This window comes from Micromonospora sp. AMSO31t (assembly GCF_008868175.1).
Classification (GTDB): domain Bacteria; phylum Actinomycetota; class Actinomycetes; order Mycobacteriales; family Micromonosporaceae; genus Micromonospora.
The window spans coordinates 1-26,899 of sequence record NZ_WBKT01000074.1 but is presented as its reverse complement, the minus strand read 5'-3'; the positions used below and the strand labels follow the sequence as shown (position 1 = coordinate 26,899).

At 73.7% G+C, this 26,899-nt stretch carries 26 protein-coding genes, 3 tRNA genes and 1 pseudogene; 10 read left to right on the top strand and 20 right to left on the bottom strand.

What is annotated here, in order from left to right; genetic code table 11:
- Positions 1 to 51 precede the first annotated feature (51 nt).
- The 4 genes from F8274_RS17765 to F8274_RS17750 form a co-directional block, all read right to left on the bottom strand.
- Positions 52 to 127 (bottom strand) — tRNA-Glu (locus F8274_RS17765).
- A 155-nt stretch (positions 128 to 282) separates the two neighbouring features.
- Positions 283 to 355 (bottom strand) — tRNA-Glu (locus tag F8274_RS17760).
- A 138-nt stretch (positions 356 to 493) separates the two neighbouring features.
- Positions 494 to 565 (bottom strand) — tRNA-Gln (locus tag F8274_RS17755).
- 106 nt (positions 566 to 671) lie between these two features.
- Positions 672 to 1,475: a fumarylacetoacetate hydrolase family protein gene (locus tag F8274_RS17750; RefSeq protein ID WP_091268833.1), complete on the bottom strand. Its 804-nt coding sequence runs from the start codon at positions 1,473 to 1,475 to the stop codon at positions 672 to 674.
- 168 nt (positions 1,476 to 1,643) lie between these two features.
- On the opposite strand from F8274_RS17750, the pseudogene F8274_RS17745 reads away from it, so the two are divergent.
- Both F8274_RS17745 and F8274_RS17740 read left to right on the top strand, forming a co-directional pair.
- Positions 1,644 to 2,904 (top strand): annotated as a pseudogene (locus F8274_RS17745) (hypothetical protein).
- A gap of 146 nt (positions 2,905 to 3,050) precedes the next feature.
- Entirely contained in the window at positions 3,051 to 3,926 is an 876-nt protein-coding gene (locus tag F8274_RS17740; RefSeq protein ID WP_151463512.1) for a 3-methyladenine DNA glycosylase, read from the top strand.
- Here F8274_RS17740 and sigJ read toward each other — a convergent pair.
- Positions 3,923 to 4,840, bottom strand: a complete 918-nt coding sequence (gene sigJ / locus F8274_RS17735) for an RNA polymerase sigma factor SigJ (protein WP_151463511.1) — start codon at positions 4,838 to 4,840, stop codon at positions 3,923 to 3,925. The genes F8274_RS17740 and sigJ overlap by 4 nt on opposite strands.
- Before the next feature lie 101 nt (positions 4,841 to 4,941).
- On the opposite strand from sigJ, the gene F8274_RS17730 reads away from it, so the two are divergent.
- On the top strand, positions 4,942 to 5,310 hold the full coding sequence (locus F8274_RS17730; protein WP_151463510.1) for a hypothetical protein: 369 nt from the start codon (positions 4,942 to 4,944) through the stop codon (positions 5,308 to 5,310).
- A gap of 75 nt (positions 5,311 to 5,385) precedes the next feature.
- Here F8274_RS17730 and F8274_RS17725 read toward each other — a convergent pair whose 3' ends face one another.
- From F8274_RS17725 to F8274_RS17690, 8 genes are all read right to left on the bottom strand, one after another.
- On the bottom strand, positions 5,386 to 5,961 hold the full coding sequence (locus F8274_RS17725) for a GNAT family N-acetyltransferase (protein ID WP_151463509.1): 576 nt from the start codon (positions 5,959 to 5,961) through the stop codon (positions 5,386 to 5,388).
- Between the two features lie 201 nt (positions 5,962 to 6,162).
- Entirely contained in the window at positions 6,163 to 6,588 is a 426-nt protein-coding gene (gene arfB, locus F8274_RS17720) for an alternative ribosome rescue aminoacyl-tRNA hydrolase ArfB (RefSeq protein WP_151463508.1), read from the bottom strand.
- A gap of 9 nt (positions 6,589 to 6,597) precedes the next feature.
- Positions 6,598 to 6,906 (bottom strand): hypothetical protein, encoded by a 309-nt coding sequence (locus F8274_RS17715; protein ID WP_151463507.1) that lies wholly within the window; start codon positions 6,904 to 6,906, stop codon positions 6,598 to 6,600.
- Positions 6,907 to 7,019: 113 nt separating this feature from the next.
- Positions 7,020 to 7,880 carry a S1C family serine protease gene (locus F8274_RS17710; RefSeq protein ID WP_151463506.1) on the bottom strand — a complete coding sequence of 287 codons (861 nt, stop codon included), beginning with the start codon at positions 7,878 to 7,880 and terminating at the stop codon, positions 7,020 to 7,022.
- A gap of 44 nt (positions 7,881 to 7,924) precedes the next feature.
- On the bottom strand, positions 7,925 to 8,884 hold the full coding sequence (locus F8274_RS17705) for a VWA domain-containing protein (protein ID WP_151463505.1): 960 nt from the start codon (positions 8,882 to 8,884) through the stop codon (positions 7,925 to 7,927).
- Complete coding sequence (locus F8274_RS17700; RefSeq protein ID WP_151463504.1) at positions 8,881 to 9,867, bottom strand: DUF58 domain-containing protein; 987 nt, start codon at positions 9,865 to 9,867, stop codon at positions 8,881 to 8,883. The genes F8274_RS17705 and F8274_RS17700 overlap by 4 nt, the downstream gene beginning before the upstream one ends.
- Positions 9,864 to 10,913 carry a MoxR family ATPase gene (locus F8274_RS17695; RefSeq protein WP_151463503.1) on the bottom strand — a complete coding sequence of 350 codons (1,050 nt, stop codon included), beginning with the start codon at positions 10,911 to 10,913 and terminating at the stop codon, positions 9,864 to 9,866. The genes F8274_RS17700 and F8274_RS17695 overlap by 4 nt, the downstream gene beginning before the upstream one ends.
- A 195-nt stretch (positions 10,914 to 11,108) precedes the next feature.
- Positions 11,109 to 11,642 carry a hypothetical protein gene (locus tag F8274_RS17690; protein ID WP_151463502.1) on the bottom strand — a complete coding sequence of 178 codons (534 nt, stop codon included), beginning with the start codon at positions 11,640 to 11,642 and terminating at the stop codon, positions 11,109 to 11,111.
- A gap of 337 nt (positions 11,643 to 11,979) precedes the next feature.
- On the opposite strand from F8274_RS17690, the gene F8274_RS17685 reads away from it, so the two are divergent.
- A complete protein-coding gene (locus F8274_RS17685; protein WP_151463501.1) occupies positions 11,980 to 12,942 on the top strand; it encodes an endonuclease/exonuclease/phosphatase family protein in 963 nt (320 codons plus the stop codon).
- A gap of 3 nt (positions 12,943 to 12,945) precedes the next feature.
- Here the strand turns inward: F8274_RS17685 and cimA are convergent, their stop codons facing one another.
- Positions 12,946 to 14,526, bottom strand: a complete 1,581-nt coding sequence (cimA, locus tag F8274_RS17680; RefSeq protein ID WP_151463500.1) for a citramalate synthase — start codon at positions 14,524 to 14,526, stop codon at positions 12,946 to 12,948.
- A gap of 307 nt (positions 14,527 to 14,833) precedes the next feature.
- Between cimA and F8274_RS17675 the strand changes: the two genes are divergently transcribed.
- The 4 genes from F8274_RS17675 to F8274_RS17660 all read left to right on the top strand — a co-directional run bounded on the left by F8274_RS17675 (position 14,834) and on the right by F8274_RS17660 (position 17,271).
- Complete coding sequence (locus F8274_RS17675; protein WP_151463499.1) at positions 14,834 to 15,394, top strand: peroxiredoxin; 561 nt, start codon at positions 14,834 to 14,836, stop codon at positions 15,392 to 15,394.
- 2 nt (positions 15,395 to 15,396) lie between these two features.
- A complete protein-coding gene (locus F8274_RS17670) occupies positions 15,397 to 15,927 on the top strand; it encodes a carboxymuconolactone decarboxylase family protein (protein ID WP_151463498.1) in 531 nt (176 codons plus the stop codon).
- 89 nt (positions 15,928 to 16,016) lie between these two features.
- Positions 16,017 to 16,475: a PRC-barrel domain-containing protein gene (locus F8274_RS17665; RefSeq protein WP_151463497.1), complete on the top strand. Its 459-nt coding sequence runs from the start codon at positions 16,017 to 16,019 to the stop codon at positions 16,473 to 16,475.
- A 67-nt stretch (positions 16,476 to 16,542) separates the two neighbouring features.
- Complete coding sequence (locus tag F8274_RS17660) at positions 16,543 to 17,271, top strand: tyrosine-protein phosphatase (protein ID WP_192579877.1); 729 nt, start codon at positions 16,543 to 16,545, stop codon at positions 17,269 to 17,271.
- A 71-nt stretch (positions 17,272 to 17,342) separates the two neighbouring features.
- Here the strand turns inward: F8274_RS17660 and F8274_RS17655 are convergent, their stop codons facing one another.
- Entirely contained in the window at positions 17,343 to 18,440 is a 1,098-nt protein-coding gene (locus tag F8274_RS17655; RefSeq protein ID WP_151463495.1) for a branched-chain amino acid aminotransferase, read from the bottom strand.
- Between the two features lie 204 nt (positions 18,441 to 18,644).
- Positions 18,645 to 19,679, bottom strand: a complete 1,035-nt coding sequence (locus F8274_RS17650; protein ID WP_151463494.1) for a 3-isopropylmalate dehydrogenase — start codon at positions 19,677 to 19,679, stop codon at positions 18,645 to 18,647.
- Between the two features lie 223 nt (positions 19,680 to 19,902).
- On the opposite strand from F8274_RS17650, the gene F8274_RS17645 reads away from it, so the two are divergent.
- Together F8274_RS17645 and F8274_RS17640 are read left to right on the top strand one after the other, a co-directional pair.
- Positions 19,903 to 20,778 carry an FAD:protein FMN transferase gene (locus F8274_RS17645; protein ID WP_151463493.1) on the top strand — a complete coding sequence of 292 codons (876 nt, stop codon included), beginning with the start codon at positions 19,903 to 19,905 and terminating at the stop codon, positions 20,776 to 20,778.
- Positions 20,779 to 21,113: 335 nt separating this feature from the next.
- Positions 21,114 to 21,470 carry a hypothetical protein gene (locus F8274_RS17640; RefSeq protein WP_192579876.1) on the top strand — a complete coding sequence of 119 codons (357 nt, stop codon included), beginning with the start codon at positions 21,114 to 21,116 and terminating at the stop codon, positions 21,468 to 21,470.
- Positions 21,471 to 21,530: 60 nt separating this feature from the next.
- Here the strand turns inward: F8274_RS17640 and serA are convergent, their stop codons facing one another.
- The 4 genes from serA to F8274_RS17620 all read right to left on the bottom strand — a co-directional run bounded on the left by serA (position 21,531) and on the right by F8274_RS17620 (position 26,819).
- Positions 21,531 to 23,129, bottom strand: a complete 1,599-nt coding sequence (serA, locus tag F8274_RS17635) for a phosphoglycerate dehydrogenase (RefSeq protein WP_151463491.1) — start codon at positions 23,127 to 23,129, stop codon at positions 21,531 to 21,533.
- A 366-nt stretch (positions 23,130 to 23,495) separates the two neighbouring features.
- Positions 23,496 to 24,509, bottom strand: coding sequence for a ketol-acid reductoisomerase (gene ilvC / locus F8274_RS17630; RefSeq protein WP_151463490.1), 1,014 nt, complete (start codon positions 24,507 to 24,509; stop codon positions 23,496 to 23,498).
- Between the two features lie 58 nt (positions 24,510 to 24,567).
- The gene (gene ilvN, locus F8274_RS17625) at positions 24,568 to 25,083 is read right to left on the bottom strand and encodes an acetolactate synthase small subunit (RefSeq protein WP_046563652.1); all 516 of its coding nucleotides are present in this window, start codon (positions 25,081 to 25,083) and stop codon (positions 24,568 to 24,570) included.
- Entirely contained in the window at positions 25,083 to 26,819 is a 1,737-nt protein-coding gene (locus F8274_RS17620) for an acetolactate synthase large subunit (RefSeq protein ID WP_151463513.1), read from the bottom strand. The genes ilvN and F8274_RS17620 overlap by 1 nt, the downstream gene beginning before the upstream one ends.
- Between the last annotated feature and the right edge of the window lie 80 nt (positions 26,820 to 26,899).

Genomic DNA, 26,899 nt, shown 5'->3' with positions numbered 1-26,899 from the left:
GGTTCGGGAACGGCGAACGGCCCGTCTCGTGGGAGACGGGCCGTTCGCGACTGGTAGCCCCGACCGGATTCGAACCGGCGCTACCGCCTTGAGAGGGCGGCGTCCTGGGCCGCTAGACGACGGGGCCAGGCACTTTTCCTGCTTCCACCGCCCTCGCGAGCGGTGCGGCAGTAGTCTAGCGGCACCACGTCCGGCCCCCCGTCGAGGGGGTCGGGCCGGCGGAACAGGGGCGGAGACACGAAACAGCCCGCCCCACGAGGTGGGACGGGCTGTCAGCGCTTGTAGCCCCGACCGGATTCGAACCGGCGCTACCGCCTTGAGAGGGCGGCGTCCTGGGCCGCTAGACGACGGGGCCAGAACACTTCATGCTTCCGCGCCCTCGCGGGCGGGAAGCTGCACTCTATCAGAGATCATCTGCCGCCCCTCTCGCGAGGAGCGGAGCGGAACTCCGCCAGAATCCAGCGTCCGGGATTCTCGCGAATCCGCGGCTGCGCTGGGGTACCAGGACTCGAACCTAGACTAACTGAACCAGAATCAGTCGGGCTGCCAATTACCCCATACCCCATTGGCCCCTTGCGGCGCCAGGAACGAACTTTACCCTCCCGGTGCCGACAGGCCAAATCCAACCCCTCGAACCCGCCCTCAACTGCGGAAACGAGGCGTCGGACGCGTCAGGCGACCGGGACCACCGGGTTGGTGAGTTCGCCGATCCCCTCGATCCGCACGGTGACCGTATCCCCGTCGGTGAGCGGGCTAACCCCGGCCGGCGTGCCGGTCAGCACCACGTCACCGGGGAGCAACGTCATGACGTGGGAGATGTACGACACGAGGGCCGGCACGTCGAACACCATGTCCTTCGTGCGGCCGAGCTGGCGTACCTCCATCTCCTCCGGGTTGCGGCCCACCTCGCAGCGGACCTCCAGGTCGGTGACGTCCAGCCCGGTGGTGATCCACGGCCCGATGGGGCAGAACGAGTCGAAGCCCTTGGCCCGGGTCCACTGCCCGTCGGAGCGCTGGAGGTCCCGCGCCGTGACGTCGTTGGCGCAGGTGTAGCCGAAGATGGCCCGCTCGGCGGCGGCCCGGTCGGCCCGGCGCGCGCCCGGGGCGCCGATCACGACGGCCAGTTCGGCCTCGTGCTCGACCTGCTTCGAGAAGATCGGCAACCGGATGGCGTCCCGGGGGCCGATCACCGAGGTGGACGGCTTGAGGAAGAGCAGCGGCTCCTTGGGCACCTCGCTGCCGTGCTCGGCGGCGTGTTCGGCGTAGTTGCGGCCGACGCAGACCACCTTGCTCGGCAGGATCGGCGAGAGCAGCCGGACGTCGGAGAGCGCCCAGCGGGCGCCGGAGAACTGGATCTGCCCGAACGGGTGGCCCTCGATCTCGGCGATGGTCAGGCCCTGCGGCCCGGCCTCCGACTCGCCCTCGACGACCCCGAACGACATTCCCTTGGCATGAGCGAAACGAGCGATACGCACCCGGCCAATCTATCCCCGGCGAGCGGCCGGGCCACGCCGGACGCGGCCACCGGCTCCGGCGGGGGCGCGCCAGGGTACGCCGGCCCGCGCCGGCCGGGGCGGGATTGCGGACTTCGTACCCGCCCGGCGGGCCCGGGCCCATAGCTTCGGGGCCGGAGGTTCGTTCGTATGCCTGCATCGAGACGACACCACAGGACCCTGGCAGTGCTCGTGAACTGCCTCGGCATCATCGCCGCCGCGCCGGCGCTGCCCGGGGCGGCGCCCCGGGCGGTGGCCGCGCCGCCGCAACCGGCGGCTCCGCCGGCCGCGGCGGCCCGGGCCACGCCGATCCCGACCGGGATGCCGGCGGCGCCACCGGCGATGCCGACCACCAAGGCGGCGCCGATCCAGCTGAACACGCCACCGGTCACCGTGGCGGTGGCGGCGGCCGGCACCCCGGCGCCGGGCTACCGGATCCAGGTCCGCAACGGCGGCCCCACACCCGTCGAGACGACCGTCCGGCAGGAGCTGCCCGCCGGATCCCGGGCGACCGCGGTGACCGGCGGGGGCCGGGCCAACCGCCCGGCCGGATCGGCCAACGCCAACGAGGTGACGTGGCGGCTGCGGCTGCCGGCGCGGAGCACCACCACGCTGAACACCGCGCTGAGCGCGACCGCCCCGGGCCGGCCGGTGACCGCGCCGACCTGCGCCTACGGCACCGACGGCACCCGACCGTACGACTGCGCCACGGCGACCTGGACGGGCGCCGCCGCGGTCCCGGCGGCGCAGGTGACCGCGGCGCCGGCCTGGCGACGCCCACCGGTGCTGCTGGCCGCGCTGGCCGCGCTCCTGGTCCTGACCGGGGGTGTGCTGTGGTGGGCGTGGCGGCGGCGCGGGGGGCCGGGCCCGGCCCCGGCGGCCGCCGATCTGGATGGTGGTCGGGGTCGCGGCCGCGGTGCTGGCCGGCGTGGTCGGTGCGGCCGCGTGGACGGCCACCCAGCGGGTCGCCGCCATGGACACCACCAAGCAGCCGACCAGCGGCGCGTGGGTGGGCAACAGCGTCACGGGGGCGCTCGGCGTCCCGCTGCGGGAGACCGCGTTCGAGTTCACCGTCTACCGGATGGCCTGCGGCGCGGGGACCCTGCCGGCGGCATCCGCGGGCGGCCGGCAGTGCCTGGCCACGGTCGGGGTGCGCAACCTCACACCCGGCGAGCAGACGTGGCACGGGCAGTTGCAGCGGGCGTACCTGCCCGGGGGCAACTGGGTGGCCACCGACGAGAACGCCACCCGGGTGGCGAACCTCGGGCGGGACGTCTTCGCCCAGCCGGTCGCCGCGGGCTCCCGGGTGCTGCTGCCGCTGGTGTTCACGGTGCACGGCGACGACCCGCCGAAGCAGTTGGAGCTGCGCAGCGGCGTGTTCTCCGCCGGGGTGCGGGTCGACGTGCGGTGACCGGGGGCGGGCGGCGGTCGTACCCTGGGGTCCGTGACCGCCGCCCCCGCCCCCGCCGCCGCGCTCCCGGCCCCGCTGCGCCGCCGGCACCCCGGGGCAACGGGGATGCGCACGCGGCCCGACGCGGACACCAGGGGCCGGCACCGGTGACCGGCCTGCCCGGATCGACCTGGCTCGCCCTCGCCCAGGCTCACGAGGAACGCGCCGACTCCCTCACCGCGGGGCACCGCGCCCGCAGGGCGGCTCGGGAACGCCATGCGATCGACGACTTCCTCTACGACTACTACGGCACCCGGCCGTCGGTGCTGCGGCGGTGGCACCCAGGCGTAGGGGTCACCCTGGAACCCGGCCCGAACGGGCCCGCGCCGCACCGGCAGTGGCGCTGGTACGCCACGGACGCCGACGGGGGCGTGAGCTTCGACGCCGCCGCGTTCCTCGCCGACCGGGCGGAGTCGGTGCGCTTCATCCACCGGCTGTTGTCCTCGATCGCGTCCCGGCCGGCCTTCACCGGCTGCTTCGGCCTGCACGAGTGGGCGATGGTGTACCGCCAGCGTGAGCATCGGCACCCGCTCCCCCTGCGACTCGGCCAGGAGGGCACGGACGCGGTGGTCGAGTCGCACCAGATCCGCTGCACGCACTTCGACGCGTTCCGGTTCTTCACGCCGGACGCGGTCGGCCTCAACCGGCTCCGCCCGACGAGGGAGAGCCAGGCGGAGCTCGACCAGCCCGGCTGCCTGCATGCCTCGATGGACTGCCACAAGTGGGCGACCAAGCTGGGTCCCGCGGTTCCGGGAGACCTGGCGCTCGACTGTTTCGCGTTGGCGAGGGACATCCGGCTGCTCGACATGCAGGCTTCCCCGTACGACTTCTCCTCGTACGGGGAAGCGCCCGTGGCCATCGAGACGCCGGAGGGCAAGGCGGAGTACGTGGCACGGCAACGCGAGTTCGCGGAGCGTGCCGGCGAACTGCGAGCCCGGCTGATCGGTGTCTGCGAGAGCCTGCGGGCCGGCGCGGAAGGCTAGCCCTCCACCGCCCACGGCCGCAGCTTCTCCGGGTTGCGGACCACCCAGATGCGGGCGACGCGCCCGTCGGAGACGTCGAACGAGGCCACGGTCACGACGACACCGTCGCGCCGGGCCACCAGGCCGGGCACACCGTTGACCGACCGCTCCAGGAGTTCGAGCCCCGGCGCCCGGTCGGCGATGGCGACCATGTACCGGGCGATGCCCGCGCCGCCCTCGACCGGGCGCAGGACGGCGCCCACCAGGCCGCCGCCGTCGGCGGTCATCACGGCAGCCGGGTTGAGGAGCCCGACGAGGGCCGCGATGTCCCTGGACTCCCATGCCTTCTTCACGTGCCGCACCACGTCGGCCCGGCCGTCCGCCGCCACCGGAGCGTGCGCGACGCTCACCCGCCGCCGGGCGGAGGCCGCCAGTTGCTTGCAGGCCCCAGGGGTCCGGCCGAGAACGTCGGCGATCTCGGCGAACGGGTACCGGAAGACCTCGTGCAGCACGAACGCCACCCGCTCGGCCGGCGTCATCGTCTCCAGGACGACGAGGAAGGCCATGTCGACCGACTCGTCCAGAACGATCTGGTCGGCGGGGTCCGCACGGCCGGCCGGCCCGGCGCCGCCCGCCCGGTCCCACTCGGTGCGGTCGGGCACCGGCTCGGGCAGCCACGCGCCGACATAGCGTTCCCGGCGGGCCCGCGCCGACCCGAGCCGATCCAGACAGATGCGGCTGGTCACCGTCGACAGCCAGGCGCCGGGGGACCGGATCTCCTCCTGCCGGCTCCGTGGCAGCCCGTACCAGCGCGCGTAGGCGTCCTGCACCGCGTCCTCGGCCTCGGTCACCGAACCGAGCAACCGGTAGGCGACGTTGATCAGTTGGCCGCGCTCGCCGGCTATCCCGGCTGCGCTGGTCGCGACAGTCCCCACGCTTCCGGCCGCTCCCTCGCCTTACCTTTCGCAGCCCCACGTCGTCGGGCTGGTGAGACCTTATCGACCTACTGCCCGAGGGCGGAAAAGGGGACCGTGACATGGCCACCCAGGCGACGGCGAACGCACCGCGCAGCTCCTCGTTCCTGCAGCTCGCGATCGCGCTGCAGACCCTGACCATCTTCCTTCAGGCGGTCTCCGCCGGGCTGCTGCTCACCTCGTCCTACGGGGAGACGCTGCACAGTGTCGGAGCCCGTGTGATGTACGCGGCGTCGATGCTGTACGTGCTCGCGGCGGTGCTGGCGTGGAAGCCGGGCGGCGGCCCGTCCCGGCCGATCTGGTACGCCTCGGGATTCCTCGTCCTCGCCTCGGTGCAGGTGGTGCTCGGCATCGCGCACGTCCCGTCGGTCCATCTCCCCCTGGGGGTCCTGATGTTCGGTCTGAGCGTGCTGGCGCTGGCCCGGCGCTGAGGCCGCCGGCCGCCGCTCCCCCGGGCGGTGGGGCGGTCCGACGCGCGCGGCGCCACGCGGTCCCGCGGGGCCGACTCAGCCCGCCGGGTGGCCCCGGTGCGCCGCCCACTCCGGGGCGATGATCGACATCACGGTGGCGTCCACCCAGCCGTCGCCGTCGCGGAGGACCTGCCGCAGCGTGCCCTCGGCCACGAATCCGACCTTCTCGTAGACCCGGCGGGCGCGGGGGTTGAAGGCGAACACCTCCAGCCCGATCCGGTGCAGGCCGAGCTGCTCGAAGCCGTAGCCGACGACGAGCCGGACCGCCTCGGTGCCCAGCCCCCGGCCCCGCCCGGCGGCGCCGATCAGCGTGCGGAAGTTGCAGCTGCGGTTGTGCCGGTCCCACTCGTTGAGGACGACCTCGCCCACGCAGGCACCGGTCGCCCGGTCCACCACGGCCAGGTCCAGGCGGTCCGGCTGGCTGTTGCGGGTGCCGTACCAGGCCCGCAGCCGGGCCGGTTCCAGCCCCTCCCCGGGCGGGCTGCCGGTGAGCCGGGCCACCTCCGGATCGGCCAGGATCGCCTCGAAGGCGGCGAGGTCGTCGTCGACGAACGGGCGCAGCAGGACGCGGTCGCCGGTGAGGGTGGGCTTGATGGAGAAGTCGGTCGCCACCCGGCGGATTCTGGGCGACGACGCCGCGTGTTCTCAAACCGTTTTCCGCGCCGCGGGCGGGCCGAGAGTGATTGGCACGGATCCCCGGTCCGGGCCCCGATGCTGGCCGCCGTCTGCCTGGCTCTCACCGCGTTCGAGGCGCTCCGCGACCACGAGCGGGCCGCCACCGGGCCGGTGCCGTCGCGTTGAACGGCGGGTTCGTCAGTCGCCGTCGGCCCGGCGGTCGCGCTTGCGCTGCGACTGCCGCTTCTTGTCGGCCAGCCGGCGCTCCTTGGCCGCCCGGGAGGGGCGGGTGGGGCGGCGCGGCTTCGGCGGCGGCGCCACCGCCTCGCGCAGCAGGGCGGTCATCCGCTCGCGGGCCGCCTCCCGGTTGGCCAGCTGCGCCCGGTGCTCGCTGGCCGCCACGGTCAGCACCCCGTCGACCAGCCGGCCGGCGAGCCGGTCCAGGGCGCGGGCGCGCAGCGACTCGGGCACGCTCGGCGACCCGGCCAGGTCGAAGCTCAGCTCCACCCGCGAGTCGGTCGTGTTCACGCCCTGACCACCCGGGCCGGACGAGCGGGAGAAGCGTTCCCGCAGCTCGGCGTCGGGCACCACGAGCCGGTCGGTCACCCGCAGTCCGTCGTCCACGCCCCGAGGCTAACGTCCTCCGCGGTGGCCCGGGGTGGCGGTCACGGTCGGGGTCGGGGTGGGCGCCGGGCCCGCCCGTTCGTGGTCCGACCCGGCCGCCGCGTACGCCGCCGCCCCGACCAGCAGCAGCGCGATCACCCCGATCTTGGTGACCACCCCACGGATCGCCGTCCAGGCGGTGCGCCGGGCGCCCGGGACGCTGGTCCGGATCGTCTGATAGTCCTTCCAACCCCGCTGAGCGCGGGCGTACGACGCGCCGACACCGGCGCCGATGACCAGGCCCACCAGGAGGAGGGCCGCGATGACAGCTTGCTCCACCCACGCCAGTATCCATACTCAGCGTAATATTTCCATGGCCCGATGGTCCCACGCCGGATATCCGACAGTTGCTGGTCCCGGCGGGACGGCCCTGCTCAGGGCCGCCGGGCCGGTCAGCCGCCGCGGCCGATGATGGTGTCGGCGGTCTGCTGGACCTGGTCGATCGGGATGGCGAACCCGATGCCGATCGAGCCGTTGCCGTCGATGGTGGCGATGGCCGTGTTCACCCCGACCACCTCGCCGCGCGCGTTGACCAGCGGCCCACCCGAGTTGCCGGGGTTGATGGAGGCGTCGGTCTGCACCGCGGTGTGCCGGCCGTTGCCGATGCGGACCTGCCGGTTGAGCGCGCTGACGATACCGGCCGTGACGGTGCCGGCCAGGCCGAGCGGGGAGCCGACCGCCAGCACCGGCTCGCCCACCCGGGTCGAGTTCGGCTTCGCCAGCGGCAGCGCCGACAACCGGGCCGACGCCGGGACCTTCAGCACCGCCAGGTCGCTGCCCGGCTCCCGCCCCACCACCTCGGCGGTGAACCGGCGCCCGTCGGAGGTCTCGACCGTCACCGGCCCGGAACCGCCCCGGGACAGGATGTGGTCGTTGGTCACGATGTGCTGCTCGTTGTCGATGGCGAAGCCGGAGCCGCTGGCCGACGCGCCGGACGACCCGCCGACCATCACCGAGACCACCCCGGGGACCGTCTTCTCGGCGGCGGTGACCAGCTCCGCCGGCACCGGCGCGGCGGAGGCCGCCGACGGGCCGGGCGCGTCCCGGTCGGCGGCCCAGGTGCCGGCCGCCGCCCCGGAGACGGTGGAGAGGGCCACCACCGCCGCCGCGCTCAGCAGCCGGCGACGCCAGCCGCGCCGCGCGGCCTCCCGCTCGGAACCGGGTACGTCCCAGCGCCCGCGTCCGTCCGGGTCCAGCTCCGGCGAGACGAACCACGGGCCGCGTGGCTCGCCGAGTCCGGTCTGCACTGCCATACCTGGGCTCCTCACGTGTCGTGCGTCGTCCGGTCCTTGCGGGGTCAGGGCAGCCGGGAGAACCACCGCAGCGATCCGGCGGCGGCCCCCATGGCGAAGACCAGCCCGAGGCCGATGAAGCGGGCCGAGATGTCCTGCCGTTCGTTGCGGTAACCCACCGACGTGCCGATGTCCTCGTAGACGGCGCGCAGTTCGGCGCTGGTGGACGCCTCGTGGAAGCCGCCCCCGGTCTCCTCGGCGACCGCCTTGAGGGTCTGCCCGTCGACGGGCACCTGGATGGCCCGCCCACCCCGGTCGACGGAGCCGGACGGCGTGCCGAACGAGATGGTGTGCACCGGCACCTTGGCCGCCACGGCCTGGCCGGCCGCCTCCAGCGGGTCCATGCCGGACGTGTTCGCCCCGTCGGAGAGGATGATGATCCGGGCCGGCGGCGGGTCCTTGGCGGCCTTGGCGTCCAGGCTCTTGACCGCGCCCAGCGAGGTGCTGATGGCCTCGCCGATGGCGGTGCCCTGCACCCCCGTGATGCCCTCGGCGAGCCGCTCGACCCCCTCGTCCAGGGCGTCCCGGTCGGTGCTCGGCGGCACCACGACCGCCGCGCTGCCGGCGAACGCGACGAGTCCCACGTTGAACTCGTCCGGCAGTCCGTCGACGAACCGGCGGGCGGCCTCCTTCGCGGCGGTCAGCCGGTCCGGATCGACGTCGCCGGCCAGCATCGAGGTGGAGACGTCCACGGCCACCATCACGGTGGCCCGCTCCCGGGGCACCCGCACCTCGGCGTTGGGCCGGGCGAAGCCGACCACCAGCAGCGCGAGCATGGCGAGGAAGAGCCCCGCCGGGACGTGCCGGCGCCAGGCCGGCCGGTGCGGGGCGACCCGGTCCAGCAGCCGCAGGTTGGTGAAGCGCACCGCGTACCGGCTCTGCCGGCGCTGCATCCCGAGGTAGCCGACGACCAGCGCGGCGACGCCCAGCAGGAGCCAGAGGCGGGCGGGTGACTCCCAGGTCACGCGGCACCTCCCCGGGCCGCGGCGGGCGCGGCCGCGAGCCGGCGCTGGGCGTGCACGTGCCGGACAATGTCCGCGCTCCAGTCCCGGTCGGTCCGCAGCGCCAGGTGCGTCGCGCCGGACCGGCGCAGCGCGTCGCGCACCTGGTCGCGCTGGGCGGCGGCCGCCTGGGCGTACCGCTCGCGCAGGCCCGGGTCCCCGGTCCACACCTCGCGGCGGCGGCCGGTCTCCGGGTCGACCAGGGTGACCAGCCCGACGTCGGGCAGTTCCAGCTCCCGCGGGTCGGTCACCTCGACCGCCAGCACCTGGTGCCGGACGGCCAGCCGACGCAGCACCGCCTCCCAGGCCGGGGCGCCGTCCGGCTCGTCGGGCAGCCCGTCGAGGAAGTCGGAGACGACCACCACGAGCCCGCGCCGGGTGGCCATCCGCTGGAGGCCGTCGAGTCCGTCGTGCAGGCCCGGCGTCGCCGGGTGCCCGTCGGTGCGCGGCGCGCCCAGCAGGGCGCGGAGCAGCCCGAGCAGATGGGTACGCCCGCCGCGGGCCGGGAACCGGCGGATCCCGTCCGGGGCGAGCACCTGGCCGCCGAGGCGGTTGCCGACGCCGGCGGTGAGGAAGCCGACCGCCGCCACGGCGGCCACCGCCAGCTCCCGTTTGTCCAGTGTGGCCGTGCCGTACTCCATGCTGGGGCTGGCGTCGACCAGCAGCCAGGTGGTCAGCTCGCGGTCGGCGTCGACCTCGCGGACGTGCGGGACGGTGGTCCGGGCGGTCACCGCCCAGTCCATCCGGCGGACCTCGTCCTCGCCGGGGCGGTACTCGCGGCTGCCGGCCGCCTCGCTGCCGGGCCCGGGCAGCAGGCCGCGGTACTGGCCGTGCAGCAGCCCGTCGAGCCGCCGGGTGACGGTCAGTTCCAGCCGGCGCAGCCGCTGGTCGGGGGCCAGGTCGGCCAGTCCGGGGTCGGGCAGGGTGGGTGCGTCCCGGCGTCTCATGCCGCCGCCAGGTCGGCCGCCGCCTCCGGGTGCCCGGTGACCACCCGGGGTGGCGGCACCGCCTCGACCAGCCGGCGGACCAGCGTCTCGGCGGAGACCCCGTCGGCCACGGCGTCGAAGGAGAGCACCAGCCGGTGGGCCAGCACGTCCACCGCGAGGTCCCGGACGTCCTCCGGGAGCACGTGGTCGCGGCCGTGGACCAGGGCCTGCGCCCGCGCCGCGGCCACGAGGCCGAGGGTGGCCCGTGGGCTCGCCCCGTAGGCCAGCAGCGGCTTGATCTCGGGCAGCCCGAAACGCCCCGGGTCCCGGGTGGCGAGGATGAGCCGGACCACGTACTCGGCGAGGGCGTGGTGGACGAAGACGTCGGCGGCGCGCCGCTGGAGTTCGCGCAGCCGGGCCGCGTCGAGCACCGGGCGGGCGGTCGGCCGCTCGGTGCTCATCCGGTAGAGGATGGCCAGCTCGTCGGCGTCGCTCGGGTAGTCGACGACGACCTTCATGAGGAACCGGTCGCGCTGCGCCTCGGGGAGCTGGTAGACCCCCTCGGACTCGATCGGGTTCTGGGTGGCCAGCACCAGGAACGGGTCGGGGACCGGCCAGCTCCGGCCGCCGATGGACACCTGCCGCTCGGCCATCGCCTCGAGCAGCGCCGACTGCACCTTGGCCGGGGCCCGGTTGATCTCGTCGGCGAGCACCAGGTTCGCCATGATCGGGCCCAGCTCCACGTCGAACGCCTCGGTGGAGGCCCGGTAGATGCGGGTGCCGACGATGTCGGAGGGGACCAGGTCGGGGGTGAACTGGATCCGGGAGAAGGTGCCGCCGACCACGGTGGCGAGGGTCTGCGCCGCGAGGGTCTTGGCCACCCCCGGCACGCCCTCCAGCAGGCAGTGGCCGTCCGCGATCAGTGCGGTGAGCAGGCGGTCGACGAGCCGATCCTGCCCGACGATCACGCGTTTGACCTCGAAGAGGGTCTGTTCCAGCTCGACGCCGCTCGCGTCGGCATCGACCGGGGTGGGCACGCTGGCCAGGGTGTCCGAGATGTCCGTCACGGTGCTTGCTTCCCGTGCCGGCGTGCGGACAAACGTCGGATTATCGGCCCCTGGACGGCCCTTCCGGGCCCGGATCGGGACGACTCCCCCGGGCGGTCCGCAACGGCGCGAGCGGGCTCGGGCCGGGGCAGACCGGGTCAGGAAACCACGACAGCTGGCCCCCGCCGTGGGGGCGGGGGCCGCTGCCGGCGGGGGTCAGTTGGCGATGAGCAGGTGGAACGGCCGGTCCGCGTACCCGCCGCTGGAGCTGCGGGTCTGGACGAAGACCGCGTTCGGGATCAGGTAGCGGGGCGCCACCGCGACCTCGCCCGCGGGTGGGACGTTCGCCGCGTCGTTGGTGCCGATCGTCGCGTGCAGGCCCTTGAGGTTGACGGCGTAGTCGAGCGTCACCTGGTACTGCCCGGCGAACTGACCCTGCCCCGGCGCGAACTTCTTGGCGCTCACCACGTTGGCCGAGTGCTGGAGCAGGGTCCCGTTGCTGCTGACCACCGCCCAGGCGACCAGCCCGGGCGTCGGCGCGGCGAGGGTGGCGTTCAGCGCGGACCTCGCGGCCCGGGTCTCGGCGGCGGTCACCGGCGGCTGCTGGCCTGCCTGGCGCGCGCCGGGCTGGGCCTCGGCCGGGGCCTTCGCCGCCGGGTGGGCGGCGGCCGCGATACCCCCGCCGGCCAGGGTGAGGGACAGCGCGGCGAGGACCACGACCGTCGCCTTGCGCTTGAGGAATGTGGCCATGACAGATCTCCCTTTTGTGACCGTGGTGAAACGGCCGGCCCGCGTCCTGCGGGACGGATGGATGCGGCACGGGAGCCAGGCGCAGCACAATTGCGGACCATCGGGGATCCACGTCGGAGCGCACCGTTTATCGTCGAGCTGCACCTGGCCTTGAACTGGGCTTACTACGGAGAGTCGCGACGTCTCGACCAGGTGGAACCTAGCATCGGAAAATGTGGCCGGTCAATAGTTCACATGTGCGCCGCGCCGCCTGAGAAATGCTTTCAGTAATTGTGAGAGGCGAGTCCCGGACCATTCACGAAATTGTCCCCTTGCGCCGCCGGGTAGCGTGACGGCCATGATCACGAAGGGACGCCTCGCCACGATCGCCTGCTGGGTGGCGGTCGCGCCCGTGGCCGCCTGGACGGCGCTCCGGCTGGCCGGCCTGGAACGGGGGCCGCTGGTGCAGGCGGTCGCCTTCACGCCGTACGTCGCCGCCGCCGCGCTCGCCCCGGTGGTGCTGGCGCTCGCCCTGCGGCGCCGCGCACCCGCGGTGGTCGCGGCCCTCGCCGCCCTGGCTCTGGTCGCCGCGGTGACGCCGCGGGCCGTTCGCGACGACCGGCCCACCGTGGCCGGACCGGTGCTCCGGCTGCTCACCGCCAACCTGCTCAAGGGCGGCGCCGATCCGGCCCGGCTGGTCGAGCTGGTCCGGGCACACCGGGTGGACGTGCTGGCCGTGCAGGAGTTCACCCCGCAGATCGCCGCCGAGCTGGACCGGCTCGGGCTGGCCACCCTGCTGCCCTACCGGGTGCTGAACCCGGAGGTCGGCACCACCGGCTCCGGGCTGTACGCGCGCCACCCGCTCAGCGGCACCGGCTGGCGGCGCAACGAGGGCTTCTCCTTCACCCAGGCGTACGGGACGGTGGCCGTGCCGGGTGCGCCACCGCTGCGGGTGGAGTCGGCGCACCCGGCCGCCCCGTACGCCGTCGACGTGGTGCCGGACTGGTGGACGGACCTGCGGGCCCAGCCGCCGGCCACCCCGCGGGGCGGGTTGAGCGTCCTGGCCGGCGACTTCAACGCCACCCTCGACCACGCGCCGCTGCGCGACCTGATCGACACCGGCTACGTCGACGCCGCCGACGCGACCGGCGCCGGGCTCTCCGGGACCTGGGGCCCCTACGGCGGCGATCCGATCCCGCCGGTCACCATCGACCACGTGCTGGTCGACCGGCGCATCGAGGTGCGCGCGGTCAGCGTGCACGCCGTGCCGGGCAGCGACCACCGCGCCGTGCTGGCCGAGCTGCGGCTGCCCGCCGGGTGAGCGTCAGACCCGGGCCCGGTCCAGACCGTAGGTGAGGGCGTCGACCAGGGCGTGCCAGCTCGCCTCGACCACGTTCGGGTGGACGCCGACCGTGGTCCAGTCGCGGCCCGCCCCGGCGGTCTCCACGAGCACCCGGGTCACCGCGCCGGTGCCGTGGCTGCCCTCCAGGATGCGGACCTTGTAGTCGGCCAGCTCGAACTCGCGCAGCTCCGGGTAGTGCCGGGCAAGCGCCACCCGCAGCGCCTCGTCCAGGGCGTTGACCGGGCCGTTCCCCTCGGCGGTGGCGATGACGCGCTCGCCACGTACCCGGATCTTGACGGTGGCCTCGGAGACCACCGCGCCGTCCTCGCGGTGCTCGACCAGCACCCGGTAGGACTCCAGGGCGAAGGGCCTCGGCGGCGCGGCGTCCGGCAGCTCGGAGCGGACGAGCAGCTCGAACGAGGCGTCGGCGGCCTCGAAGGACCACCCGCCGGCCTCCAGTTCCTTGATCCGGCTGGTCACCTTGGACAGCGCGTCCGGATGGCCGGCCAGGTCCAGGCCCAGCTCGCGGCTCTTGAGCTCGACGCTGGCCCGGCCGGCCATCTCGGTCACCAGGATCCGCATGTCGTTGCCCACCACGGAGGGATCCACGTGGTTGTAGAGCAACGGGTCGACCTTGATCGCGCTCGCGTGCAGCCCCGCCTTGTGGGCGAAGGCCGCGGCCCCGACGTAGGCCTGGTGGGTGTCGGGGGCGATGTTGGCGATCTCGGCGATGGCGTGCGAGACCCGCACCATCTGTTCCAGGCAGCCCTCCGGTAGGACGGGCATGCCGAGCTTGAGCTGGAGGTTGGCCACGATCGCGAACAGGTCCGCGTTGCCGGGGCGCTCGCCGTACCCGTTGGCGGTGCCCTGGACGTGCCGGACGCCGGCCTCGACCGCCGCGATCGTGTTGGCCACCGCGCAGGCGGTGTCGTTCTGGGCGTGCATGCCGAGCAGCTCGGGGGCGATCCCGGTGCGCGCGGTCAGGTCGGTGATGGCGGCGGTGACCTGGGAGGGCAGCATCCCGCCGTTGGTGTCGCAGAGGACGAACCGCTCGGCCCCGGCGGCGAGGGCGGTCTCCGCCACGGCGGCCGTGTACGCCGGGTCCTGCCGGTAGCCGTCGTAGAAGTGCTCCCCGTCGACGAAGACCCGCCGGCCCGCCGCGACCAGGTGCGCGACCGTGTCCCGGATCATCGCCAGGTTCTCCTCGGCGGTGGTGCGCAGCGCCCGCTCGACGTGCCGCAGGTCCGCCTTCGCCACCAGCGCCACGGCCGGGGTGTGCGCGTCGAGCAGCCCGCGCACCTGCGGGTCGTCCTCGACCGCGACGCCGGCCTTCCGGGTGGCCCCGAACGCGACCAGGATCGCGTGCCGCAGTTCCAGCTCGGTGCGGGCCCGGCGGAAGAACTCGGTGTCCTTCGGCACGGCGCCGGGCCAGCCGCCCTCGATGAAGCCGACCCCGAGGTCGTCGAGCAGGCGGGCCACCGCCAGCTTGTCGACCACCGAGTAGGTGAGCCCCTCGCGCTGGGCGCCGTCGCGCAGCGTCGTGTCGTACACCTGGAAGGTCATGGGAGTCCTCTTCTCGAACCTGCGGGGCAACAAAAAGACCCCCCGCGGATGCGGGAGGTCTGCGCGCTCGGCGAGGGGGAAGGCCGGCGCGCTAGCTGCCAATAATCAGGACGGAGCTGGTCACGGTCCGTACTCTGCCACTCCGATCCGGCTTGTGGGAGCAGAAACCCACATCGCGGGACAGGTCCGTGATCGACTTAACAAGGCGCCCGGCCCGGGGCGGGACGGTGACCGGCCTGCGGAAGTATCTGGAACAGATCCAGTTACCGGCCTGGCGTCGCCGCCAGGCCGCCGTCAAGGAGGACCCGTGCTCACTGTCGGTGACCGCTTCCCCGAGTACGAACTCACCGCCTGCGTCTCGCTCGACGCCGACAAGGCGTTCGAGACGATCAACCACAAGACCTACGAGGGCAAGTGGCGCGTCGTCTTCTTCTGGCCGAAGGACTTCACCTTCATCTGCCCGACGGAGATCGCCGAGTTCGGCCGCCTCAACGGCGAGTTCGCCGACCGGGACGCCCAGGTCCTCGGCGTCTCCGTGGACAACGAGTTCGTGCACTACGCCTGGCGCAAGGACCACCCGGACCTGCGCGACCTGCCCTTCCCGATGCTCAGCGACATCAAGCGTGAGCTGACCGCCGACTGCGGCGTGCTCGGCGAGGACGGCGTCGCGCAGCGGGCCACCTTCATCGTCGACCCGGACAACGAGATCCAGTTCGCCATGGTGACCGCTGGCTCGGTCGGCCGGAACGTCTCCGAGGTGCTGCGGGTGCTCGACGCCCTGCAGACCGACGAGCTGTGCCCGTGCAACTGGAACAAGGGTGGCGCCACCCTGGACGCCAACGCGCTGCTCGCCGGGGCCGGGGCCTGATCATGGGTCTGGACGCGGTCAAGGCGGCCCTGCCCGAGTACGCCAGGGACATCAAGCTCAACCTGGGCTCCACCATCACCACCTCGACGCTGAAGCCCGAGCAGGCCTGGGGCATCGCCCTGGCCTGCGCCGTGGCGGCCCGCAACCCGGTGGTGCTGCGGGAGATCGCCGCCGAGGCGGCCACGCACCTCACGCCGGAAGCCGTCGAGGCGGCCAAGGGCGCGGCCACCATCATGGCGATGAACAACGTCTACTACCGGGCCAAGCACCTCATCGGCGACGAGCAGTACGCCTCGCTGCCGGCCCGGCTGCGGATGCAGATCATCGCCCGGCCCGGGGTGGAGAAGGCGGACTTCGAGCTCTGGAGCCTCGCCGTCTCGGCGATCACCGGCTGCGGCGTCTGCCTGGAGTCGCACGAGAAGACCCTGCGGGCCGCCGGGTTCAGCCGCGACCAGGTGCACGAGGGGCTGCGCATCGCGTCCGTGGTGCACGCCGCCGCGGTCGCCCTGGACGCGGAGGCCGCGCTCGCCTGAGCCGGGCGGGTGTACCGACCTCCGCAACCGGGTACGAAGGGGTCTGACAGGCACATCCCCCGAGAAAGTCGAGAAAGGGAGTGGACGCCATGGAGCGGCTCGACCCTCGAACGACCCACGGGACGCCGGATCCGCTGACCCAGGGTGGTCAGGGCGCCTTCGCGGGCGGCGCGCCCGCCGGGCGCTTCGACCCGTGGAGCTACCGGGACGACGCCGGGGTGACCGGTGTCGACCTGGTCGGCTACAAGGTGGAGGCGAGTGACGGCGGCATCGGCAAGGTGGACCGGGCCAGCCACGAGGTGAACTCCAGTTTCCTCGTGGTGGACACCGGGCCGTGGGTCTTCGGCAAGAAGGTCATGCTGCCCGCCGGCACGGTCAACCACGTCGACCACGACGAGCGGAAGGTCTACGTCGACCGGAGCAAGGACCAGATCAAGGCCGCGCCCGAGTACGACGAGGCCACCGACACGGACCCGGAGTTCCGGGACAAGCTCGGCGGCTACTACGACGACACCTACTCGTCGATCCCGCCGGGCACGGCCCGGTAGTCGGGACACCTGGCACCAGCGGCCGGCGGGGCACATCGTTGCCCCGCCGGCCGTTACCCTGTCAGGGGTGGACGCCCTGGAGACCCCCTTCCCCGCGCTGTTCAACTTCCGCGACGTCGGCGGCTACCGCAGCCGGGACGGGCGCACCGTCCGGCACCGCCGGCTCTACCGCTCCGACTCCCTGCACCGCATCGACGAGACCGACCGTGCGGCGTTCACCGCGCTGGGCATCCGCACGGTCATCGACCTACGCCGCCCCACCGAGGTGGCCCGGGACGGCCGGGTGCCGGCCTACGAGGGGCTGAGCTACCGGCACATCCACCCCGAGCACCAGGACTGGGCCGAGCGGACGTACGAGCCCGGCAGCGACCTGGCCCGCTACCTCGCCGACCGGTACGCCGACCTGGCCCGCACCGGCACGGCCGGCCTGGCCGAGGCGGTCGGCCTGATCGCCGACAGCGCCAACGCGCCGGTGGTGGTGCACTGCGTCGCCGGCAAGGACCGCACCGGCATCGTCTGCGGGCTCACCCTGGCCGTGCTCGGCGTGCCCGACGACGACATCGCCGCCGACTACGCGCTCAGCACCGTCGCGTCCGAGCGGTTCAGCGCCTGGGTCCGGGCCACCCTGCCGGACGCCGTCGAGCCGCCGCCACCGTTCCTCGCCTCCCCCGCCGAGGCCATGAGGCTCTTCCTCACCGAGTTGCGCGAGGGCTACGGCTCGGCCGAGGGCTACCTGCGCCATGCCGGCGTGACGGACGAGCAACTGGCCGCCCTCCGCACCCACCTGCTCGACTAACCGGGGCGGGATGCGCGCACGGCCGGCGCCGTCGAGGACGGGCCGGCCGTGCGGGACGCGCGTGTGGAGGGTCAGAGGACGCGGGAGACCCAGCCGTGCCGGTCCTCGGCGCGGCCGCGCTGGATGTCCACCAGCTTCTGGCGCAGCGCCATGGTGGAGCGGCCCGGCTCGCCACCGCCGATCAGGAACTCCCCGTCCGGGAAGCGCACGCCGCCGATCGGGGTGATCACGGCGGCGGTGCCGCAGGCGAAGACCTCGCGCAGCCGCCCGCTGGCCGCGTCGGCCTGCCAGTCGGCGAAGCTGATCGGCCGCTCCTGCACCCGGTGCCCCGACTCGGCAGCCAGGGTGAGGATCGCGTCGCGGGTGATGCCCGGCAGGATGGTGCCGGTCAGCGGCGGGGTGACCAGGGTGTCGTCGTCGTAGACGAAGAAGACGTTCATGCCGCCCAGCTCGTCGACGAAGCGCCGCTCCACCGCGTCCAGGAAGACCACCTGGTCGCAGCCGGCCTCGATGGCCTCCGCCTGCGCGGCGAGCGAGGCGGCGTAGTTGCCGCCGCACTTGGCCGCGCCGGTGCCGCCGGGCGCGGCCCGGGTGTAGTCGGGCGAGACCCAGACCGTGACCGGCTTGACCCCGCCGGCGAAGTACGCCCCGGCGGGCGAGGCGATCACGCAGTAGAGGTACTCGTTGGCCGGGCGGACGCCGAGGAAGACCTCGCTGGCGAACATGAACGGGCGCAGGTAGAGGCTGGAGTCCTCGTGCTCCGGGATCCACGCCTGGTCGATCTCGACCAGCCGGCGCAGCGACTCGACGAAGGTCTCCGCCGGCAGCTCCGGCATGGCCAGCCGGTGGGCGGAGGCGGCGAAGCGGGCCGCGTTGGCCTCCGGGCGGAACATGGTGACCGACCCGTCCCCCGTCCGGTACGCCTTCAGCCCCTCGAAGATCTCCTGCGCGTAGTGCAGGACCGCGGCGGCGGGGTCCATCGGGATCGGCGCGCGCGCCTCCAGCCGGGCGTCGTACCAGCCCTTGCCCTCGGCGTACCGGATGGTCACCATGTGGTCGGTGAACACCCGGCCGAAGCCCGGGTTCGCCAGCAGGGCGGCCCGGTCGGCGGCGGATACCGGCGCGGGATTCGGACGGGTCTCGAAATCGAGCTTGTCACCACCGCTCATCGCGCTGACCTCCCTGCGGGTCCACGGCATGCGGGATCGCACGCCGACGTCACTGGTGCCAGAAACTTACCCCGAACGGTCGTTCAGCGGATAGCTCCGCCCCGGCACACCGGGCACGCCGGACGGGCGGCCCGGCCGTGCCGGGACGGAGCGGGCCCGGGTGCGGGTCTGGCGGCCCGGATCCGGGCCGAGGTGACGGCCCGGTCAGGCTACGGCGTAGCCGGCGAGGCGGTCGCCGACCTCCTCGGTGCGCAGCGGCGCCCCCGGCGTACGCCCGGCCAGCTCGGTGGCGACCGCGGCGGTGACCCGCGCGGCGGCGTCGGCGTGGCCGAGCTGGTCGAGCAGGAGCGCGGCGGAGAGCACGGCGGCCACCGGGTCGGCGACGCCCTTGCCGGCGATGTCCGGCGCGGAGCCGTGCACCGGCTCGAACATCGACGGGTATCGCCCCTCCGGGTTGATGCAGCCGCTGGCCGCCAGCCCGATGCCGCCGGTCACGGCGGCGGCGATGTCGGTGAGGATGTCGCCGAAGAGGTTGTCGGTGACCACCACGTCGTAGCGCGACGGGTTGGTCACCAGGAACATCGCGGCGGCGTCGACGTGCTGGTATTCGGTGGTCACGTCGGGGTGCTCGTCGGCCACGGCCGCGAAGGCGCGTGCCCAGAGCGAGCCGGCGTGGGTGAGCACGTTGGTCTTGTGCACGAGGGTGACCTTGCGCCGCTCCCGGCGGCGGGCCCGGGCGAACGCGTCGCGGATCACCCGCTCGACGCCGTGCCGGGTGTTCAGGCTCTCCTCGGTGGCCACCTCGGCCGGGGTGTCCCGGTGCAGCGAGCCGCCCGCCCCCGCGTAGAGGCCCTCGGTGCCCTCGCGGACCACCACCAGGTCGACCTCGCCGGGCTTGACGGCGGCCAGCGGGCCGGCGACGCCGGGCCAGAGCCGGGACGGGCGGAGGTTGACGTACTGGTCGAAGGCGAAGCGGAGCTTGAGCAGCAGGCCCCGCTCCAGCACGCCCGGCGGCACGCTGGGGTCGCCGACCGCGCCGAGCAGGATGGCGTCATGCCCGGCCAGCTCGTCGAGGACCGAGTCGGGCAGCACCTCGCCCGTGCGGTGGTAGCGGGCCGCGCCGAGTTCGTACTCCGTGGCCTCGGCCACTCCGGGGAGCACCGCGTCGATGACCTTGCGGGCCTGCCCGACCACCTCGGGGCCGATGCCGTCCCCGGCCACCACCGCAATGCGTGCCACCTGGCGCTCCTCACCTCGTCGTCAGGCGCAACCGTACGTCGCCGTCCCGGCTCCCGGTACGCGCCTTCCAACATTCGGGACGCCGCGATGCACAGGAGTCTCCCAGGTGGCATTCATGGTCCGGTCATGTCCACTGCCTAGGGTCGGTGGGGACAGGGTCGACGGGGGCCCGGGACCGGCTTTCGCCGCGGCGCTGCGGCGTGGCCAGCGAGGGAGCAGTGCCATGCGGATCGAGGAGCAGCGGCGGGGCCGCTGGACGGACGAGCAGCCCCGCACCCGGTGGATCGACCAGTCGGCCTTCCGCCACCGCCGCCCCGACCTGCGCCTCGGCACCCGCAGCCACCGGCTGGAGCGGGCCGGCGGCACCGCCGCGGACCGGATCAGCGTCCGGCACACCGTCCGCACCTCCACCGCCGAATACTCGCTGCTGCTCAACGCGCCCGAGTGGCTGGGCCGCCGGGGCGTCGGTGAGGCGCTCCGGGACGCGGTCGCCGAGCTGCGCGCCATCGACCTCACCTACGGGCCGAACCAGTCGGACAGCCTGGTCTCGAAGCTGCGCCGGGGCGAGATCGACCCCGAGTCGTACCCGCCGCTGGCCGACCTGGTGGACCGCTGCGCCGCGATGCGGGCGGCGACCGACGGGTGGTTCGACGCCTGGGCGGTGCCCGGCGGTTTCGACCCGGGCGGCCTGCTCGGCGGCTGGGCGGTGGAGCGCGCCGCGGCCCGGCTGCGCACCGCGGGCGTCCACGACTACGCCGTGCTGGCCGGCGCCGACCTGACCGTCCGGGGCCGTGCCGCGCACGGCGGCCCGTGGCGCGTCGCGGTGCACCACCCGACCGACGGGCACCGGGCGCCGCTGGTCCTGGAGATGACCGCCGGAGCGGTGGGCACCTCGGGCGTGACCGGGCGCCGGGGACACGTGGTGGACCCGCACACCGGCGAGCCGGCCGACCAGCTGGTCGCCGCCACGGTCGTCGGGCCGGATCTCGCGGTGGCCGACGCCTACGCCACCGCCCTGTACGCCGCCGGCCCGGCCGGACTGGCCTGGTTCCGCAACGGCTCGGACTACCGGGCGCTGTTCGCCCACCGCCGGCGCTGACCGCGCGGCGCGCCGCCCCGCCTTCGCATCCGGGACGCCGACCGCGATCGGCCCCCACGGTCTCGGCAACGACCGTGGGGGCCGGTCAGCGACGAGTGCGCGTGGCTCGCGCAATCGAGGGGTGCGGGCCGGTGGGTCGGACGGCCGACCGCGCCACCCGAAGACGGGCCGGAGTTTCGACTCAGCCAGTAACCGCACGGGTACGCTAGCGAATCGACGCAACTCGACGCAAGAGTCTCCACAGCGGACCGTCCGGTGTCCTGTCGGTAATCAGCGGGTCAACCTGCGGCGGGGCAGGGGTGACGGCGCGCACCCGGGATGGCACGCTGTCCGCCGTGAGTTTCGACTTGAGCGTGTGGGCCCTGCCGGCCGGGGCCACGCCCGACGAGGTGCGGGCGGCGGTGCAGCGGTGCCGCGAGGGACGGCACGGCGAGCAGTACCCCGACCCGCGGGTGGTCGCCTTCTACCGGGCCATCACGGCCAGCTATCCCGACCGTCCGGCGCGCCCGGGCACGCCGTGGGAGGTCACCCCGCTGCACGCGGCCGGCGACCACGTGGAGATGAACCTCTTCCCCACCTGCCCGGACGAGGTGCTGCTGGACATCGAACGGCTGGCCGGCGAGCACGACCTGATGCTCTTCGACGCCCAGGACGGCTCGGTCTACCCGCCACCGGCCCGCGTCGAGCCCTGACTTCCGGGTACGACGAGGGGCCCGGCCGTCCGGCCGGGCCCCCGATCCGTCGTGGCCGGACTACTCGTCGCGCAGGTCGGCCGCGCTGGCCGCGACCGCGCCGATCGAGTCCGCCGCCGAGGTGAGCAGGTCCGCGCCGAGCGCCTGGTCGACGGTGAGCGTCATGAGCGTCTCGCCGCCGGCCTCGCGACGGGCCACCTGCATGGCCGCGATGTTGACGCCGGCCTCGCCGAGCAGCGTGCCGACGGTGCCGACCACGCCCGGCCGGTCGACGTAGCGCAGGAAGACCAGGATGCCCTCCGCGCCGATCTCCACGTCGAAACCGTCCACCTCGGTCAGCTTGAGGACGTCCCGCGTGCCGGTGTGGGTGACCGTGCCGGACACGCTGACCGTCCGGCCGTCCGGCAGCGCGCCGCGCACGGTGACCAGGTTGGGGTGGTCGACGGTCTCGGCCTGCGTGGCGAGGGTGACCTCGACGCCCCGCTCGGCGGCCAGGTGCGGCGCGTTGACGTAGGTGACCTGCTCCTCCACCACCGAGCTGAACAGCCCCTTGGTGGCGGCGAGCTTGAGCACCGACACGTCGTTCGCGACGACCTCGCCGCGCACGTCGACGGTGACGCTGGCAGCGACCCCACCGGCCAGGGCCGTGAAGGCCCGGCCCAGCTTCTCGGCCAGCGGCAGCAGCGGCCGGACGTCCTCGGCGACCACGCCGCCGGCCTGCACGTTCACGGCGTCCGGCACGAACTCGCCCTGCAGCGCCAGCTTGACGCTCTTCGCCACGGCCAGGCCGGCCTTGTCCTGCGCCTCGTGGGTGGAGGCGCCCAGGTGCGGGGTCGCCACCACGTTGTCGAAGGCGAACAGCGGCGAGGACGTGCACGGCTCCTTGGCGTAGACGTCGACGCCGGCGCCGGCCACCCGGCCCTCGGCGATCGCGTTCGCGAGCGCCTGCTCGTCCACCAGGCCGCCGCGGGCGGCGTTGACGATCCGGACGCCCGGCTTGACGACCGCCAGCTCCTTCTCGCCGATGAGGCCCACCGTCTCCGGGGTCCTGGGGAGGTGGATCGAGATGAAGTCGCTCTCCCGGAGCAGCTCCTCGAGGCCGACCAGCCGGACACCGAGCTGCGCGGCGCGGGCCGGCTGGATGTACGGGTCGTACGCGATGAGGCGGGTGCCGAAGGCGGCGATGCGCTGGGCGAAGAGCACGCCGATGCGACCGAGGCCGACCACGCCGACGGTCTTGCCCTGGATCTCCACGCCGGTGTACTTCGACCGCTTCCACTCCCCCGCCTTCAGCGCGGCGCTGGCGCTGGCGGTGTTGCGGGCCACGGCGAGCAGCAGCGCGAGCGCCTGCTCGGCGGCGGACACGATGTTGGAGGTGGGCGCGTTGACGACCATGACGCCCCGCGCGGTGGCGGCCGGGACCTCGACGTTGTCCAGCCCGACGCCGGCGCGGGCGACCACCTTCAGCCGCGGGGCCGCCGCGATCGCCTCGGCGTCGATCTGGGTGGCGCTGCGTACGATCACCGCGTCGGCCTCGGAGAGCGCGGAGAGCAGGGCCGGGCGGTCGGTGCCGTCCACGTGACGCACGTCGAAGTCGTGCGCGAGCACCTCGATGGCGGCGGGAGCGAGTTCTTCGGCGATCAGTACGACAGGATTCATCGGTCCTCGTAGACGCTCGGTTTTGTGGTCGGCCTGGGGCGTCGGGGCGCCTCGCTGCGCCCCTGCGCCGATCCGTGCCATGGCCGTCGGGTGCCGGCTGGAGCACCACACCAAGGATGGTAGGGGGCCGCCCGCCCTCCGGGTCCCGGACCGCGGGGTGAGCGCCCTCACACAGCTTCGTCGCACGCCGGTCACCCCCCCGTTCACCCGCTGCCCGCGTCGGCGCGCGGCCGGCCGAGGCGTCGGTCACCCGGTCCCACCAGGTGAACGGACCGCTCGGGCCGGCGCGCCGACGACGGCGGCCCGCCGCCCGACGCCGGGGAGAGCGTCGGGCCGCGGGCCGCGTCGGGGTTGCCTGAGGCGGACTCAGGCGGTCTCGGTGATGGGCCGGTCGACCCAGCTCATCATGGCGCGCAGCTTCTGCCCGGTCTCCTCGATCGGGTGCGCCGCGCCCTCGGCCCGCCACTTGGCGAAGTTCGGCCGGCCCGCCTCGTCCTCGGCCACCCACTCGCGGGCGAACTCGCCGGACTGGATCTCGCCGAGGATCTTGCGCATCTCCTCCTTGACCCGGGAGTCGATGACCCGCGGGCCGCGCGAGAGGTCGCCGTACTCGGCGGTGTCCGAGATGCTGTAGCGCATCCGGGCGATGCCGCCCTCGTACATGAGGTCGACGATGAGCTTCAGCTCGTGCAGGCACTCGAAGTAGGCCACCTCGGGGGCGTAGCCGGCCTCGGTGAGCACCTCGAAGCCGGTCTGCACGAGTGCCGCCGCGCCGCCGCAGAGCACCGCCTGCTCGCCGAAGAGGTCGGTCTCGGTCTCCTCGGTGAAGGTGGTGCGGATCGCGCCGGCCCGGGTGCCGCCGATCGCCTTGGCGTACGCCAGGGCCAGGCCGAACGCGCTGCCGCTGGCGTCCTGCTCGACGGCCACCAGGCAGGGCACGCCCTTGCCGTCGACGTACTGGCGGCGGACCAGGTGACCGGGGCCCTTCGGGGCGACCATCGCCACGTCCACGTCGGCCGGGGGCTTGATGAGGCCGTAGCGGATGTTGAAGCCGTGGCCGAAGAAGATCGCCTTGCCGGGGGCGAGGTTGGGGGCGATCGACTCGGTGTACAGCGCACGCTGGGCGGTGTCCGGCGCCAGGATCATAATCACGTCGGCCTCGGCCGCCGCCTCGGCCGGCGTCAGCACCCGCAGGCCCTGCTCCTCGGCCTTCGGCCGGCTCTTCGAGCCGGCGGGCAGGCCGATCACCACGTCGACGCCGGAGTCGCGCAGCGACAGCGCGTGGGCGTGGCCCTGGCTGCCGTAGCCGATCACGGCGACCGTGCGGCCCTGGATCAGGCCCAGGTCGGCGTCGTCGTCGTAGTACACCTCAACGCTCATTGACTTCCCTTTCCTACGGCGGTGCCCGTCGGCCCGTCGAAAATCCGGTGAATGCGAATCAGGCGGCGCGCAGCGCCGGGCCGGCGGTGATCGAGCGGGAACCCCGCCCGATGGCCACCGTGCCGGACTGGACCATCTCCTTGATGCCGAACGGCTCCAGGTCACGCAGGAGCGCGTCGAGCTTGTCGGGGGTGCCGGTGGCCTCGATGGTCAGCGTGTCCGGCGCGACGTCGACCACCCGGGCGCGGAACAGGGCGACCGTCTCCAGCACCTGGCCGCGGGCGTTGCGGTCCGCGCGGACCTTGACCAGCAGCAGCTCCCGGGCCACCGAGACCTGCGGATCCAGCTCGACGATCTTGAGTACGTTGACCAGCTTGTTGAGCTGCTTGGTGACCTGCTCCAGCGGCGAGGACTCGGCGTTGACCACGATGGTGATGCGGGAGACGTCGGGGTTCTCGGTCTCACCCACCGCGAGGCTGTCGATGTTGAACCCGCGCCGGGAGAACAGCCCGGAGACCCGGGCCAGGACACCCGGCTTGTTCTCCACCAGCACGGACAGGGTGTGCATGGTCATCAGAGTTCGTCCTCGTCGAAGGCGGGGCGGACGCCCCGGGCGAACATGATCTCGTCGTTGCTGGTGCCGGCGGCGACCATCGGCCACACCATGGCGTCCTTGCCGACCACGAAGTCGATGACCACCGGGGCGTCGGTGATCGCCATGGCCGCCTCGATGGTCTTGTCCACGTCGGCGGCGTTCTCGCAGCGCAGGCCGACGCAGCCCAGCGCCTCGGCGAGCTTCACGAAGTCGGGGATGCGGTGCTTGTGGGTGCCCAGTTCGGTGTTCGAGTAGCGCTCCCCGTAGAACAGGGTCTGCCACTGCCGGACCATGCCCAGGTTGCCGTTGTTGATGACGGCCACCTTGATCGGGATGCCCTCCAGGGCGCAGGTGGCCAGCTCCTGGTTGGTCATCTGGAAGCAGCCGTCGCCGTCGACCGCCCACACCGTGGTGTCCGGCTTGCCGACCTTGGCGCCCATGGCCGCCGGGACGGCGTAACCCATGGTGCCGAGGCCACCGGAGTTGAGCCAGGTGTACGGCTTCTCGTACGAGATGAACTGACTGGCCCACATCTGGTGCTGGCCGACGCCCGCCACGTAGACGGCGTCCGGACCGGCGATCTCGCCCAGCCGCTTGATCACGTACTGCGGGGAGAGCGTGCCGTCGGCCGGCTCCTCGTAGCCCAGCGGGTAGCGCCCCCGCAGGTCGTCGAGCTGGTTCCACCAGTCGGCCAGGTCGGCGGCCGGCCGGGCCGCCTGCTCGGCGGTGACGGCCGCGATCAGCTCGTCGATGACGTGCCGGGCGTCGCCCACGATCGGGACGTCGGCGTGCCGGTTCTTGCCGATCTCGGCCGGGTCGATGTCGGCATGCACCACGGTGGCGTCCGGCGCGAACGAGTCCAGCTTGCCGGTGACCCGGTCGTCGAAGCGGGCGCCCAGCGCCACGATCAGGTCGGACTTCTGCAGGCCGTAGACGGCGGCGACGGTGCCGTGCATGCCGGGCATGCCCAGGTGCTGCCGGTGCGAGTCGGGGAACGCGCCCAACGCCATGAGGGTGGTGACCACCGGGATGCCGGTCAGCTCGGCCAGCCGGCGCAGCCCCTCGGTGGCGCCGGCCTTGAGCACGCCGCCGCCGACGTAGAGCACCGGGCGGCGGGCGCTGGTCATGAGCCGGGCCGCCTCGCGGATCTGCTTGCCGTGCGGGTGCAGCGTGGGCCGGTAGCCGGGCAGGTCCAGGGTGGGCGGCCAGGCGAAGGTGGTCGGCGCCTGGAGGACGTCCTTGGGGATGTCGACGAGGACCGGGCCGGGCCGGCCGGTCGAGGCCAGGTGGAACGCCTCGGCGAGCACCTGCGGGATCTCGTCGGCCGTCTGCACCAGGAAGTTGTGCTTGGTGATCGGCAGGGTGATGCCCTGGATGTCCGCCTCCTGGAAGGCGTCCGTGCCGATCGACGGGCGGGCGACCTGGCCGGTGATCGCCACCATGGCCACCGAGTCCATGTACGCGTCGGCGATCGGCGTGACCAGGTTGGTCGCGCCCGGGCCCGAGGTGGCGATGCAGACGCCGACCTTGCCGGTGGCCTGGGCGTAGCCGGTGGCGGCGTGCCCGGCGCCCTGCTCGTGCCGGACCAGGATGTGCCGGACCGTCGAGTCGTAGAGCGGGTCGTACGCGGGCAGGATCGCGCCGCCCGGGATGCCGAAGACGACGTCGACGCCGAGCGCCTCGAGCGACCGCACCAGCGAGCCGGCGCCGGACAGCTGCGCGGTGGCGGGCTGCGGCTCGGTCGCGGTGCGTCCGTCCGCGCCGGCGCCCCGTCCCGCTACGGCCGGGGCGGCCG